This window comes from Streptomyces sp. NPDC079167, from assembly GCF_040686735.1.
GTDB lineage: Bacteria > Actinomycetota > Actinomycetes > Streptomycetales > Streptomycetaceae > Streptomyces.
The window spans coordinates 273,761-289,881 of the sequence record NZ_JBFBLO010000005.1 but is presented as its reverse complement, the minus strand read 5'-3'; the positions used below and the strand labels follow the sequence as shown (position 1 = coordinate 289,881).

Here is a 16,121-nt window from a genome sequence, read left to right as displayed (position 1 = left end):
CGCCCCCGTTTGCTTCGCTGCCCGCTACCGCTGCGCCCTCCCAGGCCCGTCCAGTATGGCTGCCCGTCTGCGGAGTTTGTACGGGGCGGGTCGGCTCCCGGGGCCGAGGCGTGCCATCGCCTTCACGATGTGGCCGGGCGGCAGTCGCCGGCGGAGGCGGGCGGGCACGGAGCGCAGGGCGGTTCCCGTGGCGCGCAGGCGGCGGTCGACCGCTGCCGGGGGCGGTGCGGCCCGGCCGTACAGCTCATGGGCGTAAGCGGGCAGGGAGTCGTAGGCGAGTGCGGCCACGCGTCGCCAGATCAGGGCGCGCGCCGGGACCAGCAGGGCGGGCACCGGCGGGTGGCGCAGGAAGTCGTCGACGTCCGACGCCTCCCGGCCCGCGGCGAGCTGGGGCCTCACCTGTTCGAAGTAGGCGGCCAGGGCAGCCGTCGTGGCGGGGACGCCGGAGGGGGCGAGACCGACGAGGCGGGCGGCCTCCCGCTGTTCGTCGACGTAGCGGTCGGCCTGGGCGTCGCCGATCGGGAAGCCGGAGCGGCGTTGGACCTGGAGGTAGGAGTCGACTTCCGCGCAGTGCACCCAGAGCAGCAGCCGGGGTTCGTCGATGCCGTAGACCTCGCCGGTCACCGGGTCGGTGGCCTTGAGGAGCCCGTGGATCCTGCGCACGCGCGCCCCGGCCTTCTCGGCGTCCCGTGTGGTGTCGTAGGTGAGGGTGCCGACGAAATCGGCCGTACGCAGCAGGCGGCCCCAGGCGTCCTGGCGGAAGTCGCTGTTCTGCATGACGCCGCGCACGGCGCGGGGGTGGAGCGCCTGGAGATAGAGGGCGCGGACGCCGGCCACCCACATCATGGGGTCCCCGTGCATCTGCCAGGTGACGGAGTCCGGGCCGAACAGTCCCGGGTCCCGGTCGTTCATCGGCTCATGCCTTCCGTTCGGCGGCGACCCGGGCTTCCGGGCCGGGCGCGGTCGTACCGGGAAGATCATGACTCGTAGGATGACGTTCCCGCGCAGTTACATGCATACCGCAGGCGCGTACGTTCCGGGGAGGGGCGGGGCTGTGTCCAGGTGGGGACTGGTGGTGGAGCAGAACCTCGGGTTCGGGCGGCAGGGGCGGATGTGGTCGGTCGACGTGATGGACCACGTGGAGGGAACGCGTGAGGACGCGCTCAGGGCTCTGAAGGCGCGGGCCGAACGCTTCGAGCCCGTCCATCCGACCACCCGGAAACGCCGGACGCTGTACCGCGAGGCGGAGGGGTTTCTGCTGGTCGTCGAGGGGGTCTGGCAGCCGTTCCACTGCCGGTTCACCGTGGCCGAGCAGTTGTACGACAGCGCGGCGCCCGAGCCCGTGGCGCAACCGCCGGGCTCTCCGGCTGAAGAGCACGAGGAGCCCGGCGTGAGCGAGCACGCGCCGCCGGAGGCGAAGCTCCAGCAGCCGGACCCCGGGCCACCGCCCGCCTGGGACGCTCAGGTGCCAGAGGTGCCGTCCTGGCTCGGCCGGGACGACCTCCCCTGACGCGGCTCAGCGCTTGACGGCCCGCAGGACCACGAACTTCGGGTCGCCCGCGACGGTGACGCAGTTGCCGAAGATCCGGCGCAGCTGGGTGTGGTAGCCGAGGTGCCGGTTGCCGACGACCCACAGCTCCCCGCCCTGGCGCAGCGCGGCACGGGCTCCGTGGAACATGTTCCGGGCCGTGGCGTCGGTGACCGCCTGGTGCGAGTGGAACGGCGGGTTGCAGAGGACCAGGTCCACGCTCGTCCGGGGTACGTCCGCCATCCCGTCGCCGACCAGGAATTCGCCCTTGGCGTCGGGCCCCGCGTTGTCGTGGAAGGTCGCCTCGGCGGAGGCGACGGCCTGGTACGACTCGTCGACGAAGGTGACCGTGGCGTCGGGGTTGGCGAGCGCCGCCGACGTGCCCAGGACGCCGTTTCCGCAGCCGAGGTCGACGACGCGGTCGGGCCCCGCCCGGTGCGGGAGGTGCTTCAGGAAGAAGCGGGTGCCGACGTCCAGGCGTTCGGCGCAGAAGATCCCTGCGTGATTGGTGACCGTACGGCCGGAGACCACGCCGACGTCGTCGGGCAGGTCGTAGCGGTGAGGCCAGGGGCTGGGCGTCCTGGGCAGGGACGGGTCGGGGGTGCAGAAGATGAGGCGCGCCTTCTTCACCGCGAGGGAGGTGCGGGTGGGGCCGATGATCCGCTCGAACAGCTTGAGGGTGGAGGTGTGGATCTCCTTCACCATGCCGGTACCGATGACGACGGTACCCGCGTGCACGGCGGGCGCGAGCCGGTGGAGCTGGTCCTCCAGAAGCGCGAGGCTCTTGGGGACCCGCACCAGCAGCAGGTCGACACGGTCCGGCGGGGTGTCGCGGACCGACAGCATGCGCACCGAGTCCGGAGCGGCGCCGTTGCGCGCCAGGTTGGCCTGGGTGGCCCGGAGGGCGAGGTACGAGTCGGTGATCTGTACGGGGCTGTGCGCGGCCAGCACGGTGGCGAGGGCGCCCCAGCGGTCGCCGACGACGGCCACGGTGCCGGACGGACGGACGGGTTCGCTTCCCTCCGCTCCCTCCAGCCGCCGCAGCAGGTACTCGTCGGCGGCGTCCCACGCACGGAACGGATCGCGCGGGTTCTCGGGAAAGCGGGCGAGATCGAATTCGCCCTGTGACGTCGTCAAACGGTTCATATTGCGTTCAGGCTAACCGAGTGGCGGGGAGCGCTCCGCACGCTCCCCGCCACCGGGGTGGTCCCAGGGGTCCTACGGGAGCCGTTTGTCCATGGCGGAGCGGCCTTCCTCGGACAGCCTGCGCTGTGCCCACTCCAGGCTCTCGGGGGTCAGATCCCGCCCGGAGGCGAGCACCAGATCCTCGGCGGAGGGCTGATCGCCGCCCCCGGTGTGCAGCAGACGGTCAGGGGTCACCCCCCGCACTTCCGGCACGGATACGGATTCGGACTCTTCGCTCATACCGCCTCCTCGTCCTTGCGGCAATTCTCGCGCCGGGGCTGCATCCCCGCATCCCGGTGCCCCGGCACGGCCGGAAAAGCTGTCACTTGACCTGCACATGATGAATACGCAACGTTCACACGACCGGCACCGTGCGTGTGGAAGGCTCCCGACCGAGCAGCCGGCATCCGGCCGTCACGACAGCGTTCCGCCACCCGGAGAGGACACCCCACATGTCCAGTCGTCGCCGTTTCTACGCGCGTCCACTACTCGCCACAGCCGCGTCGATCGTCGTACTCACGGGCGTCGCCGCCACCACGCCCGCCGCGACCCCCACGACCGGCGGATCGTCTTCCGCGGCCGCCGCGCTCGACGACACCTACTACCAGGACGCCCTGGGCAAGACGGGCACGGCCCTCAAGAGCTCGCTGCACTCGATCATCAGCGAGCAGACCACGCTCTCCTACAGCCAGGTCTGGGACGCGCTCAAGGCGACCGACGAGGATCCCGCCGACTCGTCCAACGTGATCCTCCTCTACACGGGCCGCTCCCAGTCCAAGAGTGAGAACGGGGGCGACACCGGTGACTGGAACCGTGAGCACGTCTGGGCCAAGTCCCACGGCGACTTCGGAACCGCGACCGGCCCCGGCACCGACATCCACCACCTGCGCCCCGAGGACGTCCAGGTCAACTCCACCCGCGGCAACAAGGACTTCGACAACGGCGGCAGCGCCGTCTCCGGTGCTCCCGGCAACTACACCGACGGCGACTCCTTCGAACCGCGCGACGCGGTCAAGGGCGATGTCGCCCGGATGATCCTCTACATGGCGGTGCGGTACGAGGGCGACGACTCCTTCGCCGACCTGGAGCCGAACGACAGCGTCAGCAACGGGTCCGCCCCGAACATCGGGCGGCTCTCCGTGCTGAAGCAGTGGAACCAGGAGGACCCGCCGGACAGCTTCGAGCAGAACCGCAACGAGGTCATATTCGACCGGTTCCAGCACAACCGGAACCCGTTCATCGACCACCCCGAGTGGGTCGAGGCCATCTGGTAGAGAGCCGGCAGGGGGCTATCGGGCTCCGCCGGTCACACCCGGGGCCGCCGGCACGGCGGCTCCGGGTGTGACCGGCTCCGCCCTGGCCCGCCGCCCCCGCTCGACCATGCCCAGCGCCACCCCGGCGATGATGACGGCGCCACCCACCGCCTGGGCCGGCCGCACCGACTCCCCGTTGATCACGACGGCGCCGATCACGCCGAAGACCGGGACCAGGTTGAGGATGTTCACGGCGACGCTCGACGCCATCCTGTTCAGGCCGTAGTTGTACAGCAGGAAGCCGCCGACCGAGCACGCCACGGCCAGATGGACGAGCAGCAACGAGGCGGTCACATCCGGCACACGCCAGTCACCGGCCTCCAGCAGGGAGGCGACGAGGAAGCCGCCCGCACCCGCCAGGGTCTGGTGGTACGTGACACCCAGGGCGTCCCGGCCGGCACCCGCGCGCTTGCCGAGCACGTTGTACCCGGCCCAGGCCAGCCCACCCAGCAGCAGGAGGACGTCTCCCGCCCACCGCGAAGCGCCACCGACCTGCGCCCCGTTGCGTACGACGAAACAGGCGCCGGCGGTGGCCAGCAGAACACCCGCCAGGCGTGGCAGCGGCATACGGGCACGGAGGACGACCAGTTCCAGCAGCATCGTCATCAGCGGGTAGGTCGCCACGATCAGCGACGCGTCGGACACCGTGGACAGGTCGACGCCCACGTTCTCCAGGATGAAGTAGACGGTGATTCCGAGGAACCCGCTCAGGTAGAGCTGCCGCCGCTGCCGCGCGTCCGGCCGGGCCGGGCGACGCCGGCTCAGCCGGACCATGACGCCGAGCAGCACGGCCGCCAGGGTGAACCGGATCGCGCCGATACTGAGCGGCCCGACGTCGTCCAGCAGTTGTTTCGTCACCGCGTACGAACTGCTCCAGAACAGCGCGGCCGCCACGACCGCGACCACCGCCCGCACGCCGGGCCCTCGCTCACGCATCTGCATTCGCCCCTCTCTTCACCGGACACGCCGACTCCCGAACCAACGTCGGCTGACCACGGAGGAGGCTAACAAGATCATCAATGTTTGCGCGTAGAATCCGAATGAGATTCGGAATCCGACAGAGCGAGGCGAGCGTGGACGAACTAGATTCGGCATTGGTACGGATGCTCCAGGAGGACGGTCGGCGCACCAACCGGGACATGGCCCAAGCGCTCGGCATCGCGCCGTCCACGTGTCTGGAGCGCATCCGGTCGTTGCGGGAGCGCGGGATCCTGACGGGGTTTCACGCCGAGGCCGACCTCGCGGCTATCGGCCGGGGGCTGGAGGCGGTCATCGCCGTACGGGTCCGCCCGCCGACGCGCGCGGTGATCGAGGCCTTCCAGGCCTTCCTGGAGCGGATGCCGGAGGTGATCTCGCTCTTCGTCCTCACCGGGAACGACGACTTCCTGGTGCACGTCGCCGTCCGGGACACCGACCATCTGCACGCGGTGGTCCTGGACAAGCTGACGAAGCGTCCGGAACTCGCCGACGTACGGACATCGGTGGTCTACGCGCACAAGCGCAAGACGGTCGTCGGGCCGATGTGAGGAAGCCCCGCGCCGGGAGGCCGGTCCGGCTCAGCCCGGTCCGGCCACGGCCTGTGCGCCGTGCTCGACGGCCTCCTCGCGGGAGGCGAAGCGCGGCAGGTCCTGGCCGGTCCGCTCCCGGACCAGGTCCGGCGGGCCCAGCCGGTCACCCGGGTCGACGACGGCCGCGCGCCACCCCTCCCGGGCGAGCCGGGACAGGCCGGCGTGCAGCAGTGCGAGGGCGAGGGAGTCGGCGCCGGTCACCTCCCGCAGGTCGAGCACCACCGCACCGGCCCCCTCCCGGCCCGACTCGTCCATGGCGTACAGCACGCGCTCGGCGGCGGTGAAGTCGAGCGCCCCCTGGGCGGCGACGACACCCACGCGCTCGTGCAGCGCGCGCTCCCGCCTGCCGGAGGGCGCCGAGGGGAGCACATCCGCGGTGGTGACCAGCGTGACGGTGGAACCGGGTAGCGCCGGGTTCCTCATGAGGTGGAGTCCGAGGCGTTCGGAGAGTTCGCCGAGCGCCGCCCGGCCGCGCACCGACGTGCCCGCCGCGTCGAGCGGGGGGCTGTAGGCGGCCAGGCCGAAGCGGGCCGGTCCGGCTGCGATCAGCCCGCCGGACACGCCGCTCTTGGCGGGCAGCCCGACCCTCAGCAGCCAGTCGCCGGAGCCGTCGTACATCCCGCAGGTGGCCATGACCGCGAGGACCTGCGCCGCGACCTCCGGGGACACGACCCTCTCCCCGGTGACCGGGTTGACACCGCCGTGCGCCAGCGTGGCGGCCATCACGGCCAGGTCGAGGGCGGTGACCCGCACCGCGCACTGCCGGAAGTAGGTGTCCGCCGCGGCCACCGGGTCGACGGGCAGGGTCCCCGTGCTGCGGATGAGGTAGGCGAGCGCCCGGTTGCGGTCCCCGGTCGCGGCCTCGGAGCCGTACACGTCCTCGTCGACGTCCAGCCTCCGTCCGGCGAACCGGCTCAGGCAGGTCAGGATGCGCTGGAAGGCGGGAGCCTCGCGGCTGTCGGGGACCAGGGCGGTGGTGACGATGGCTCCGGCGTTGACCATCGCGTTGGCCGGCCGGCCGGTGCCGGGTTCCAGGCTGATGGCGTTGAACGCCTCGCCGCTCGGTTCCGCACCCACCCAGCGGCCCACCTCGTCGAGGCCGAGGGAGGCGAGGGCGAGGGCGTAGACGAAGGGTTTGGAGACCGACTGCAGGGTGAAAGGGGTGCCGGCCGCGCCCGCGCTGTAGGAGTGCCCGTCCATGCTGACGAGGGCGAGACCGAAGTCGTCGGGATCGGACCTGGCCAACTCCGGGATATAGGTGGCGCACCGCCCTTCGCGTACGCCGGCGAATCGTTCGTGGAGCTCGCGCAGCGCGTCCGTGACGGCCTCGGAGGCACTCATCGGGGGCCCGCCGGATGCCGCCCGGGGCGTCCGGCGGGGGGCCTGAGGAGCAGCCCCCGCGCCGTCATTCCGCTTCGTCGCCGAAGATCTCGCGGAGCTTGGCCTCACGCTCCGCGTCGAGGTTGCTGTGCAGCAGTTCGGCGCCGCCGCCGGGCAGCGATTCGCTGATGCGGCTGGGCACCTCGTCCATGGTGAGCAGGAAGAGCGCCGAGGTCCCCGGCGTCACCTTCTGCTTGACCTCGGCGATGAACTCGTCGTCGATGCCCACGTCCGCGAGCCTTCCGCCGAGCGCACCCGCGGCGGCTCCGACGGCTGCCCCCAGCAGGGGCATCAGAAAGATGAGCCCGAAGAGCATGCCCCAGAAGGTGCCGCTCAGCGCGCCCGCGCCGACGAGGTTGATCAACTGCTTGGTCTTCGGCTTGGAACGCCCGGCCGGCCAGGTCACGACCGCGGCGTCGAGGATCTTGACCAGCCCCTCCTTCTGGAGGGACTTCAGAGCGGTCTCCACACTCTCCGCGGCTTCTGCCGTCCGGAACTTCCACACCGTGAGCGTGGACATCGCATCTACCTCCGAAAACGCAGGGAACGATTCGCCCATATTAGGATCAAAAGGTATGAATTGACTCGTTGAACGACCGCTCCGCACCGAGGGGCGGCTCCAGCACCGCGGACCCCGAACCCTCCGGGAGGGAACGATGGATACGGACGCCCTGACGCCCGGCCTGCTGCAGGAACTTCGCGCGACCAGGCCCTATCCGGCTGTGTCGCTGACGATGCCGACCCACCGACGCGCGCCGGACAACACCCAGGACGCCGTACGGCTGCGGAACCTCGTGACCGAGGCCGGCAACCGGCTGGACGCGGACCCCCGGGTGACACACGAGACACGGAAGGCCGTGAAGGCGCAGCTGGACCGCGCCGCCGCCGACGTCGACCAGCGACGCGCCCTGGAGTCACTGGTCATCCTGGCCGACACGGACGGATACCAGATCTGGCAGCTGCCGCGCACGGCCCCCGAGCGGGTCGTCCTGAGCGATTCCTACCTCACCCGCAACCTCGTCGCGGCGAAGGCCGGGGCGGACCTGTTCTGGGTACTCACCGTCTCCGCCGACCACGCCGCGCTCTGGTCCGGGACGAACGAGGTGCTGCGCGCGGAGGACCGGCACGGATTCCCGTTGAGCCCTCCGCACGAGAACTTCGACCCGGAGCGCCAGGCCCGGAGCGGCGGCGCCCCGAGCCTCTACTCCAGCGAGGACACGCGCAGCTTCTTCCGCACGGTCGACGGCAAGCTGCGCGGCGTGCTGGCGGCGGATCCCCGGCCGCTGTTCCTGGTCGGACTGCCGCAGGCGCTCTCCTTGCTGGAGGACGTGGGCGAGTGCGCGAAGTCGGCCGCCTGCAAGGTCCCGAAGGGGACAACGGCGGAAACGACCGCGCCCGAGCTGGCCGGCGAGCTGAAGGGCGCACTGGACGACTGGCGAGCGCAGTCCGACGCCGCCGTCCGGAACAGGCTCGACACGGCTCGCGGCGCCAAGTCCTTCACAAGCGGCCTCGACGAGGTCTGGACAGCCGCCGGGGAGAGCCGCGTGGCCCTCGTGGCGGTCGAGGAGCACTTCCAGCAGACGGTCAGGGTCACCGACAGCCACCTGCTGCCCGTGGACCCCGCGGAGGTCGCACCCGAGGACGACGGGGTCCGCGAGGACATCGTGGACGAGCTCATCGAGACGGTGCTGGACAACGGCGGCGAAGTGGTGTTCGTGGCCGACGACTCCCTCGCCGGCCACGGCCGGATCGCGGCGGCTCTGCGCTTCTGACCGCGTGTCCCTGCGTGATGATTGTGTGAATTTTGTCTAGGTTTGGCGCTCCGAAGTCGATCTCACCGCGTTGATCGCTCTGGTCACGTCGTGCACGAAGGAGAGCCATTCATGGACCGATTCAGGCGCGCGTCGGCGGCGGCCCTGCTCACAGCGGTGGCACTGGCCGGCGCGGTGGGCGGGGCCGTGGCGTCGTCCGGGGTCCCCGCCCCGCCGTCCGGGGAGCGCGCGCACGACCTGGCGGCGCGTCCGGCCCTCTCCGCACACGCGACCGCCCGCACCGTGACGGCGTGGGAGGAGTTCCGCGTCCACGGCTCCGCCCGCAACGTCGGCGCCGGAACCCCGGTCACCCTCCAGCAGAAGCAGGGCGAGCGCTGGGTGTCCCTGCCCGCCACGATGAGGACCGCCCGCAGCGGCGAGTACACCCTCCGCGTGAAACTGGGCATCAAGGGCGAGAACGCCCTCCGGATCGTCGGCGGCGGCGCTGTCTCGCCCGTCGTCCGCACGATCGTGCACTGAGCCCGCGCGTGAACGCACTCCGGCCGGCCCGCGAGGAAGCGGGCCGGCCGAAGTGCGTCGCCGGGGCGCACCGCCCCAACGCGGTCAGCCCTCCCAGGTCCAGTCGGCCACCTCGGGCAGGTCCGTTCCGTGCTCCCGGATCCAGTCGTGGTGGCGGGTGCGTACGTCCGCCATCGCCTGCCGGACGGCGACCGCGCGGACCCCCAGACCGGGCACCCGGTCGACCACGTCCATGACGAGCCGGTAGCGGTCCAGGTCGTTGCGGACCACCATGTCGAACGGCGTCGTGGTGGTCCCCTCCTCCTTGTAGCCCCGGACATGCAGATGAGCGTGGCCCGCTCGCCGGTAGGCGAGCCGGTGCACCAGCCAGGGATAGCCGTGATAGGCGAAGATCACGGGCTTGTCACGGGTGAAGAGGGCGTCGTACTCCGCGTCCGGCATGCCGTGCGGGTGCTCCTCGTGAGGCAGCAGCCGCGTCATGTCGACCACGTTGACCACACGCACGGCGAGCTCGGGGAGGTGGCGCCGCAGCAGTCCGGCCGCGGCCATCGTCTCCAGCGTGGGTACGTCCCCGGCGCAGGCCAGCACGACGTCGGGCTCGCGGCTGCCGTCCTCGGTGCCCGCCCATTCCCACACCCCGGCCCCCCGGGCGCAGTGCGCGCGCGCCTCGTCCAGGGTGAGCCAGTCGAAGCCGGGCTGCTTGCCGGCGACGATCACGTTGACGTAGTCGCGGCTGCGCAGCACATGGTCGGCGGTGGACAGCAGGGTGTTGGCGTCCGGCGGCAGATAGACCCGGACGACCTCGGGGCTCTTGTTGAGGATGTGGTCGACGAACCCCGGGTCCTGGTGGGAGAAGCCGTTGTGGTCCTGACGCCAGACGTGCGAGGTGAGCAGGTAGTTCAGGGAGGCGATGGGCGCCCGCCAGTGCAGCCTGCGGGAGGTGCGCAGCCACTTGATGTGCTGGTTGACCATCGAGTCGACGATGTGCGCGAAGGCCTCGTACGAGGAGAACAGCCCGTGCCGCCCGGTGAGGAGGTATCCCTCCAGCCAGCCCTGGCAGAGGTGTTCCGAGAGGACTTCCATCACCCGGCCGTCGCGGGCCAGATGCTCGTCGGTCGGGAGGACCTCCGCCTGCCAGGCCTTGCCGGTGGCCTCGTAGAGCGCGCCCAGGCGGTTGGACTCGGTCTCGTCGGGGCCCACCACGCGGAAGTTCCTGCGGCCGGCGGTGGCCGTCATGACGTCTTCGAGGAGCCCGCCCAGGACCCGGGTGGGCTCGTGCAGGACGGTTCCCGGCTTGTCGACACGCACCGCGTGGTCCTCGAGCGGAGGGAGCGGCAGATCGCGCAGCAGCAGCCCGCCGTTGGCGTACGGCGTCGAGCCGAGCCGGGCGGCGCCCTCGGGGATGCACTCCAGGACCTGGGCGGTGGGCCGGCCCTCGGAGTCGAACAGCTCCTCGGGCCGGTAGGAGCGCATCCACTCCTCCAGCTGGCGCAGGTGGGCGGGGTTTTCCCGGACCCCGGGAAGCGGGACCTGGTGAGCGCGCCAGGTGTTCTCGACGGGGAGGCCGTCCACGGCCTCGGGCCCGGTCCAGCCCTTGGGCGTGCGCAGCACGATCATCGGCCAGCGGGGCCGCGCGGAGACACCCCCGGCGCGGGCCGCTCGCTGGTACTCCCCGATGCGGTCCACCGCGAGGTCCATGGCGGCGGCCAGCGCGCGGTGGACGGCGGCGGGGTCGTCGCCCTCGACGTGGACCGGGTCGTGGCCGTACCCGCGCAGGAGCGCGTCGAGTTCGTCCTCGGGCAGCCGGGCGAGCACCGTCGGGTTCGCGATCTTGTATCCGTTGAGATGGAGGATCGGCAGGACGGCACCGTCGTGGACGGGGTCGAGGAACTTGTTCGAGTGCCAGGACGCGGCCAGCGGCCCGGTCTCCGCCTCCCCGTCCCCGATGACGCAGGCGACCAGCAGCTCCGGGTGGTCGAAGGCGGCTCCGTAGGCGTGGGTGAGGGCGTATCCCAGCTCGCCGCCCTCGTGGATGGAGCCCGGGGTCTCCGGGGCGATGTGGCTGGGCACACCGCCGGGGAAGGAGAACTGCTTGAACAGGGCTCCCATTCCGGCGCGGTCGCGGCTGACATCGGGGTACGTCTCCGAGTAGCTGCCCTCCAGCCAGGAGTTGGCGAGGACGGCGGGGCCGCCGTGGCCCGGCCCCCAGACGCAGAGCGCCTCCCGGTTCCGCGCCTTGACGATCCTGTTGAGATGGGTGTGGACCAGGTTCAGCCCCGGCGAGGTGCCCCAGTGGCCGAGCAGCCTCGGTTTGATGTGCTCGGGGGCCAGCGGCTCCTCGAGGAGGGGGTTGTCCATCAGGTAGATCTGGCCGACCGCGAGATAGTTGGCGGCGCGCCAGTGTGCGTCGAGTGCGGCGGTCTCGGTGTCGGACAGGGTGGTCGCCCCGGCCGGCGTTCGGGCTTCGGTCATCAGGCGTCTCCCTGGGGCGTGGCTGGACGGCGTCCGGGCTACCGGGCGTCCGGTACGTCGGGGGCCGAGCCGGGCCCGTACCAGACGGTCTTGGCGTTGCAGAACTCCCGGATGCCGTGCCCGGCGAGCTCCCGCCCGTAGCCGGAGCGCTTCACTCCGCCGAACGGGAGCGCGGGGTGGGAGGCCGTCATACCGTTGAAGAACACCCCGCCGGCCTCGATGTCGCGCACACAGCGCTCCATCTCCCCCTGGTCACGCGTCCAGACGTTGGAACTGAGCCCGAAGGGTGTGTCGTTGGCGAGTTCCACGGCCTCGTCGAGGCCGGCCACCCGGTAGAGGGTGGCGACCGGTCCGAACGTCTCCTCGCGGTGGATGCGCATGTCCGGGGTGATCCCGGTGAGGACGGTGGGCTCGTAGAACCAGCCGTGGTCCAGTCCCTCGGGCCGGCCGCCGCCGCACAGTGCGGTGGCGCCCTTGCCGAGGGCGTCCTCGACGAGCTCCTCCAGATCGGTGCGGCCCTGTTCGCTGGAGAGGGGTCCGACGTCGGTGGACTCCTCCAGCGGGTCGCCGACGGTCAGCGCGCGCATCCCCGCGGTGAACCGCTCGGTGAAGGCGTCGTAGACGTCCGTGTGGACGATGAAGCGCTTGGCGGCGATGCACGACTGGCCGTTGTTCTGGACGCGTGCGGTCACCGCGGTCCCGGCGGCCTTCTCGACGTCCGCGGAGGAGAGGACGACGTAGGGATCGCTTCCTCCGAGTTCCAGCACGGTCTTCTTCACCTCGTCGCCTGCGACGGAGGCGACCGAGCGGCCCGCCGGTTCGCTGCCGGTGAGTGTCGCGGCGGCGACCCGCGGGTCGCGCAGGACGGCCTCGACGGCGCCCGAGCCGATGAGGAGCGTCTGGAAGCAGCCGGCGGGGAACCCCGCCCTGGTGAACAGGTCCTCGATGTACAGGGCGGTCTGCGGCACGTTCGAGGCGTGCTTCAGGAGGCCGGTGTTACCCGCCATGAGGGCCGGCGCGGCGAAGCGCATGACCTGCCAGAGCGGGAAGTTCCACGGCATCACGGCAAGCACGACGCCCAGCGGCCGGTAGTGGACCCGCGCGCCGGAGGCACCGGAGTCCTCGACGTCGGTGTCGTCGGGGTACTCGTCGGCGAGCAGACGTTCGGCGTTGGCCGCGTACCAGCGCATCGCCTTGGCGCACTTCGCGGCCTCGGCGCGTGCGGCCTTGACCGGCTTGCCCATCTCTGTGGTCATGGTGCGGGCGATGTCCCGCTGGTCCTCGTCGAGGAGATCGGCGGCCCGGTTCAGCAAGCGGGCGCGCTCGGCGAAGTCCGTGGTGCGGTAGCTGCGGAACGCGCGGTGGGCGGCGGCGAGCCTGCGCTCGGTCTCCCGCTCGTCCAGCGCGTCGAATGTCCTGAGCGTCTCGCCGTTCGCGGGATTGACCGTCGCGATGGGCATGGCAGTGCCTCCTTGCGTTGTTCTTCGACCGTGCCGCGCCACGCCGCAGCGCGCAACGCGGCCCCCCACGCACACGTACCCGGCCGGCGCGGATCATGCGTGCCTCGGGCACGCCGTCCGCGCCGGCCGGGCCGGCACCGGGCTGTCACACGAGTTCGGCGACCGGACCGCTTTCGACCGCCGGGCTGCCTTCGGTCACCGGGCCGGCTTCGTCCACCGGGCCGCCGAGGAACGTACGTCCGCCGGGGAGGGGCGTACGCGGCAGCAGTCCGGTGGTGCGCGGCGTCTCGGCGTAGCGCGTGAACCACACGACCTTGCCGTCGGTGGTCCGGCAGGTGCCCCAGCTGTCGCTGAGGGCCATGACGCGGCTGAGGCCGCCGCCACCGCCGTCGAGCAGCCGGGGCATCCGCGAATCGTTGTCGGCCACGGACACCGTCAGGTGCCGGCCGCTCCAGCGGAGCTCGACGACGCAGTGGTTGTCGTCGCCGACGTGTCGCTGGACGTTCGTCAGGAGCTCCTCCGCGGCCCGGCACACCGGCCGGACGTGCAGGTCGAGACTCCAGTGACGAAGGTGTGCGGCGACTATGCGCCGCAGCTGGGAAATGCGCTCTGCCGACACCTGCAGTTCGACCAGATAGTGCCGGTCGAGTGGAACGGTCATCGTCGAGGCTCCTCACCGCGAGGCTCACGTGCTTCACCCCGTTCGAACCAACGACCCCCGAACACGAAGCGTGAGCAGTAATCACTTCTGGGTCACTCATCAGGGTGACCCGAGGGGGCCTCTTGCGCAACCGAGGGAGCCGGGCACCGGGCGTCACGGCAGGTAGGGCAGCAGTTTGTCGGGGGTGAGGGGGAGTTCGCGCACCCGGGCGCCGGTGGCGTGGCGCACGGCGTTCCCGATCGCGGCCGCGGTTCCGACGATGCCGATCTCGCCGATGCCCTTGCTGCCCATGGGGTTGAGGTGCGGGTCGTCCTCGTCGATCCAGTGCGCCTGGATGTCGGGGACGTCGGCGCAGGAGGGCACGTGGTAGGAGGCCAGGTCGCGCTCGGTGAAGTCACCGAAGGCGGGGTCCATGGTGCTGCCCTCGGTGAGGGCCATACCGAGGCCCATGACCATGCCGCCGATGAACTGGGAGCGTGCGGTACGGGAGTTGAGGATGCGTCCGGCGGCGAAGACGCCGAGCATTCTGCGCACCCGCACCTCGCCGGTGAGGGAGTCGACCGCCACTTCGGCGAAGTGGGCGCCGAAGGCGTGGCGTGCGTACGGGGATTCCCGCGCCGTCTCCTCGCCGGTGTCGGCGGTGACGGTGACGCCCTCCGGCGGGAGCGGCCCGGTGCGCTCTTCGCGGCGGCGCACCAGCGCGGTGGCCGCCTTGTGGACCGCGGAGCCCCAGGAGGCCGTGCCCGAGGAGCCGCCCGCGACGGGTCCGGCGGGCAGATCGCTGCAGCCGATGTCGATCGTCACGTTCTCCTGAGGGGTGTCCAGCACGGAGGCGGCGATCTGTGCCAGGACGGTGCGGGCGCCGGTGCCGATGTCGGTGGCGTTGACCCCGACGCGGTAGGAACCGTCGGGAGCGGCCTGGGCGAAGGCCGCGGACTTCGAGACCATGACGGGGTACGTCGCCGAGGCGACCCCCGTGCCGAGCAGCCAGGGCCCGTCCTCACGGGTGGCGGGCTGCGGGTCCCGGTCGTGCCAGCCGAAGCGCCGGGCACCCTCGTTCAGACAGGCGGCGAGGTTGCGGCTGCTGAACGGGCGCCCGCTGTCGGGCTCGGTCTGCGGTTCGTTGCGCAGCCGCAGCTCGACGGGGTCGAGGCCGAGGGCGTTGGCCAGTTCGTCCATGGCCGACTCCAGGGCGTACATCCCCGAGGCCTCCCCCGGTGCGCGCATCCAGGAGGGGCTGGGCACGTCGAGGGCCGCCACCCGGTGCTCCGTACGGCTGTGGGGCGAGGCGTACATGATGCGGGCGGGGACGGCGGCCTGCTCGACGAACTCCTTGATCCGCGAGGTGTGCGTGACGATCTCGTGGGAGACGCTGGAGAGGACGCCGTCGCGGTCGGCCCCCAGCCGGACCCGCTGCAGGGTGGGTGCGCGGTGCCCGACGATCGCCGGCATGTACCGCCGGGGCACGGCGAGCTGGACCGGGAGACCGGTGTGCCGCGCGGCCATCGCGGCGAGGACGGCCTGGGGGCGTGGGGTGCCCTTGGACCCGAACCCGCCACCGACGTGTTCGGAGACGACGGTGATGCGTTCCGGGTCGAGCCCTAGGGCCGTGGCGAGGCTCTCGCGGACGGCGGACGATCCCTGGCTGGAGTCGTGGACGGTCAGATGTCCGTCGGCCCACCGCGCGGTGGAGGCGTGCGGCTCCATGGGGTGGTTGTGCAGCCCCCGCAGTGTGTACGTGGCGTCGACCCGCACAGGCGCCGCGTCGAACGCGCGCATGGCGTCGCCGCGTTCGCGAAGAGCCGGAAAGCCGCCGTTCGCCTCCTCGGGGGTGTAGAGGCCGGGGTGGTCCCCGGTGAGGACGACGTCGTGCCCGGTGGAGGCGTATTCGACGTGCACGGCCTCCGCGCCGGCCCGCGCGGATTCCAGACTCTCCGCGAGGACCAGGGCGACGGGCCAGCCGCGGTGCGGCACCCGGTCGTCCTGGAGCACGGCGAGGATCGGGTCGTCGGGTTCCTTCAGCCGCGGCGCGTTGTCCTGGGTCAGGACGGTGTGCACCCCCGGCACCGCGAGCGCGTCGGCGGTACGGATCGCGGTGACGCGGCCGCTCGCGACGGTGGCGGGGACGATCCAGCCGTACAGACAGCCCGGAGCGGTGTGCTCGGCGGCGTAGAGGGCGGTGCCGGTGACCTTGTCCCGGCCCTCGCGGCGGACGACGGGCGCGCCCAGCGCCCGGGGGGAGTCGCTCATGACGGAAGTCCTC

At 71.5% G+C, this 16,121-nt stretch carries 15 protein-coding genes; 5 read left to right on the top strand and 10 right to left on the bottom strand.

Annotated elements, in window-relative coordinates; translation table 11 throughout:
* Positions 1 to 24: 24 nt before the first annotated feature.
* Positions 25 to 912: an oxygenase MpaB family protein gene (locus tag AB0P41_RS13275; protein WP_356706976.1), complete on the bottom strand. Its 888-nt coding sequence runs from the start codon at positions 910 to 912 to the stop codon at positions 25 to 27.
* A gap of 142 nt (positions 913 to 1,054) precedes the next feature.
* On the opposite strand from AB0P41_RS13275, the gene AB0P41_RS13270 reads away from it, so the two are divergent.
* Positions 1,055 to 1,510: a hypothetical protein gene (locus tag AB0P41_RS13270; RefSeq protein WP_365931891.1), complete on the top strand. Its 456-nt coding sequence runs from the start codon at positions 1,055 to 1,057 to the stop codon at positions 1,508 to 1,510.
* 6 nt (positions 1,511 to 1,516) lie between these two features.
* Here AB0P41_RS13270 and AB0P41_RS13265 read toward each other — a convergent pair whose 3' ends face one another.
* Both AB0P41_RS13265 and AB0P41_RS13260 read right to left on the bottom strand, forming a co-directional pair.
* Positions 1,517 to 2,674: a methyltransferase gene (locus AB0P41_RS13265; protein ID WP_356706978.1), complete on the bottom strand. Its 1,158-nt coding sequence runs from the start codon at positions 2,672 to 2,674 to the stop codon at positions 1,517 to 1,519.
* A gap of 72 nt (positions 2,675 to 2,746) precedes the next feature.
* Complete coding sequence (locus AB0P41_RS13260; protein ID WP_356706979.1) at positions 2,747 to 2,953, bottom strand: hypothetical protein; 207 nt, start codon at positions 2,951 to 2,953, stop codon at positions 2,747 to 2,749.
* A gap of 212 nt (positions 2,954 to 3,165) precedes the next feature.
* Here AB0P41_RS13260 and AB0P41_RS13255 point away from each other — a divergent pair, with 212 nt between their 5' ends.
* Positions 3,166 to 3,987 carry an endonuclease gene (locus AB0P41_RS13255; RefSeq protein ID WP_365931889.1) on the top strand — a complete coding sequence of 274 codons (822 nt, stop codon included), beginning with the start codon at positions 3,166 to 3,168 and terminating at the stop codon, positions 3,985 to 3,987.
* Between the two features lie 15 nt (positions 3,988 to 4,002).
* On the opposite strand, the gene AB0P41_RS13250 is transcribed toward AB0P41_RS13255, so the two are convergent.
* The gene (locus AB0P41_RS13250) at positions 4,003 to 4,962 is read right to left on the bottom strand and encodes a DMT family transporter (protein WP_365931887.1); all 960 of its coding nucleotides are present in this window, start codon (positions 4,960 to 4,962) and stop codon (positions 4,003 to 4,005) included.
* 137 nt (positions 4,963 to 5,099) lie between these two features.
* On the opposite strand from AB0P41_RS13250, the gene AB0P41_RS13245 reads away from it, so the two are divergent.
* Positions 5,100 to 5,552 carry an Lrp/AsnC family transcriptional regulator gene (locus AB0P41_RS13245; protein ID WP_356707269.1) on the top strand — a complete coding sequence of 151 codons (453 nt, stop codon included), beginning with the start codon at positions 5,100 to 5,102 and terminating at the stop codon, positions 5,550 to 5,552.
* 30 nt (positions 5,553 to 5,582) lie between these two features.
* Here the strand turns inward: AB0P41_RS13245 and glsA are convergent, their stop codons facing one another.
* Together glsA and AB0P41_RS13235 are read right to left on the bottom strand one after the other, a co-directional pair.
* A complete protein-coding gene (gene glsA / locus AB0P41_RS13240) occupies positions 5,583 to 6,935 on the bottom strand; it encodes a glutaminase A (protein ID WP_365931885.1) in 1,353 nt (450 codons plus the stop codon).
* 64 nt (positions 6,936 to 6,999) lie between these two features.
* A complete protein-coding gene (locus AB0P41_RS13235) occupies positions 7,000 to 7,494 on the bottom strand; it encodes a DUF1269 domain-containing protein (RefSeq protein ID WP_356706983.1) in 495 nt (164 codons plus the stop codon).
* Between the two features lie 136 nt (positions 7,495 to 7,630).
* On the opposite strand from AB0P41_RS13235, the gene AB0P41_RS13230 reads away from it, so the two are divergent.
* Positions 7,631 to 8,746, top strand: coding sequence for a chemotaxis protein (locus AB0P41_RS13230; RefSeq protein ID WP_365931881.1), 1,116 nt, complete (start codon positions 7,631 to 7,633; stop codon positions 8,744 to 8,746).
* A 111-nt stretch (positions 8,747 to 8,857) separates the two neighbouring features.
* Positions 8,858 to 9,265, top strand: coding sequence for a hypothetical protein (locus AB0P41_RS13225; RefSeq protein ID WP_356706985.1), 408 nt, complete (start codon positions 8,858 to 8,860; stop codon positions 9,263 to 9,265).
* Positions 9,266 to 9,349: 84 nt separating this feature from the next.
* On the opposite strand, the gene AB0P41_RS13220 is transcribed toward AB0P41_RS13225, so the two are convergent.
* The 4 genes from AB0P41_RS13220 to AB0P41_RS13205 all read right to left on the bottom strand — a co-directional run bounded on the left by AB0P41_RS13220 (position 9,350) and on the right by AB0P41_RS13205 (position 16,108).
* Entirely contained in the window at positions 9,350 to 11,737 is a 2,388-nt protein-coding gene (locus tag AB0P41_RS13220; RefSeq protein WP_365931879.1) for a phosphoketolase family protein, read from the bottom strand.
* A gap of 38 nt (positions 11,738 to 11,775) precedes the next feature.
* Positions 11,776 to 13,197 carry an NADP-dependent succinic semialdehyde dehydrogenase gene (locus AB0P41_RS13215; RefSeq protein WP_365931877.1) on the bottom strand — a complete coding sequence of 474 codons (1,422 nt, stop codon included), beginning with the start codon at positions 13,195 to 13,197 and terminating at the stop codon, positions 11,776 to 11,778.
* A 145-nt stretch (positions 13,198 to 13,342) separates the two neighbouring features.
* Positions 13,343 to 13,858, bottom strand: coding sequence for an ATP-binding protein (locus tag AB0P41_RS13210; protein WP_356706988.1), 516 nt, complete (start codon positions 13,856 to 13,858; stop codon positions 13,343 to 13,345).
* 153 nt (positions 13,859 to 14,011) lie between these two features.
* Positions 14,012 to 16,108, bottom strand: coding sequence for a xanthine dehydrogenase family protein molybdopterin-binding subunit (locus tag AB0P41_RS13205; protein ID WP_365931875.1), 2,097 nt, complete (start codon positions 16,106 to 16,108; stop codon positions 14,012 to 14,014).
* Between the last annotated feature and the right edge of the window lie 13 nt (positions 16,109 to 16,121).

Bases quoted from the DNA above. Each gene is read 5' to 3' on its own strand.
- AB0P41_RS13215 (WP_365931877.1), bottom strand. From the start codon at position 13,197: ATGCCCATCGCGACGGTCAATCCCGCGAACGGCGAGACGCTCAGGACA.
- AB0P41_RS13225 (WP_356706985.1), top strand. From the start codon at position 8,858: ATGGACCGATTCAGGCGCGCGTCGGCGGCGGCCCTGCTCACAGCGGTG.
- AB0P41_RS13250 (WP_365931887.1), bottom strand. From the start codon at position 4,962: ATGCGTGAGCGAGGGCCCGGCGTGCGGGCGGTGGTCGCGGTCGTGGCG.
- AB0P41_RS13220 (WP_365931879.1), bottom strand. From the start codon at position 11,737: ATGACCGAAGCCCGAACGCCGGCCGGGGCGACCACCCTGTCCGACACC.
- AB0P41_RS13275 (WP_356706976.1), bottom strand. From the start codon at position 912: ATGAACGACCGGGACCCGGGACTGTTCGGCCCGGACTCCGTCACCTGG.
- AB0P41_RS13210 (WP_356706988.1), bottom strand. From the start codon at position 13,858: ATGACCGTTCCACTCGACCGGCACTATCTGGTCGAACTGCAGGTGTCG.
- glsA (WP_365931885.1), bottom strand. From the start codon at position 6,935: ATGAGTGCCTCCGAGGCCGTCACGGACGCGCTGCGCGAGCTCCACGAA.
- AB0P41_RS13255 (WP_365931889.1), top strand. From the start codon at position 3,166: ATGTCCAGTCGTCGCCGTTTCTACGCGCGTCCACTACTCGCCACAGCC.
- AB0P41_RS13265 (WP_356706978.1), bottom strand. From the start codon at position 2,674: ATGAACCGTTTGACGACGTCACAGGGCGAATTCGATCTCGCCCGCTTT.
- AB0P41_RS13260 (WP_356706979.1), bottom strand. From the start codon at position 2,953: ATGAGCGAAGAGTCCGAATCCGTATCCGTGCCGGAAGTGCGGGGGGTG.
- AB0P41_RS13235 (WP_356706983.1), bottom strand. From the start codon at position 7,494: ATGTCCACGCTCACGGTGTGGAAGTTCCGGACGGCAGAAGCCGCGGAG.
- AB0P41_RS13230 (WP_365931881.1), top strand. From the start codon at position 7,631: ATGGATACGGACGCCCTGACGCCCGGCCTGCTGCAGGAACTTCGCGCG.
- AB0P41_RS13205 (WP_365931875.1), bottom strand. From the start codon at position 16,108: ATGAGCGACTCCCCCCGGGCGCTGGGCGCGCCCGTCGTCCGCCGCGAG.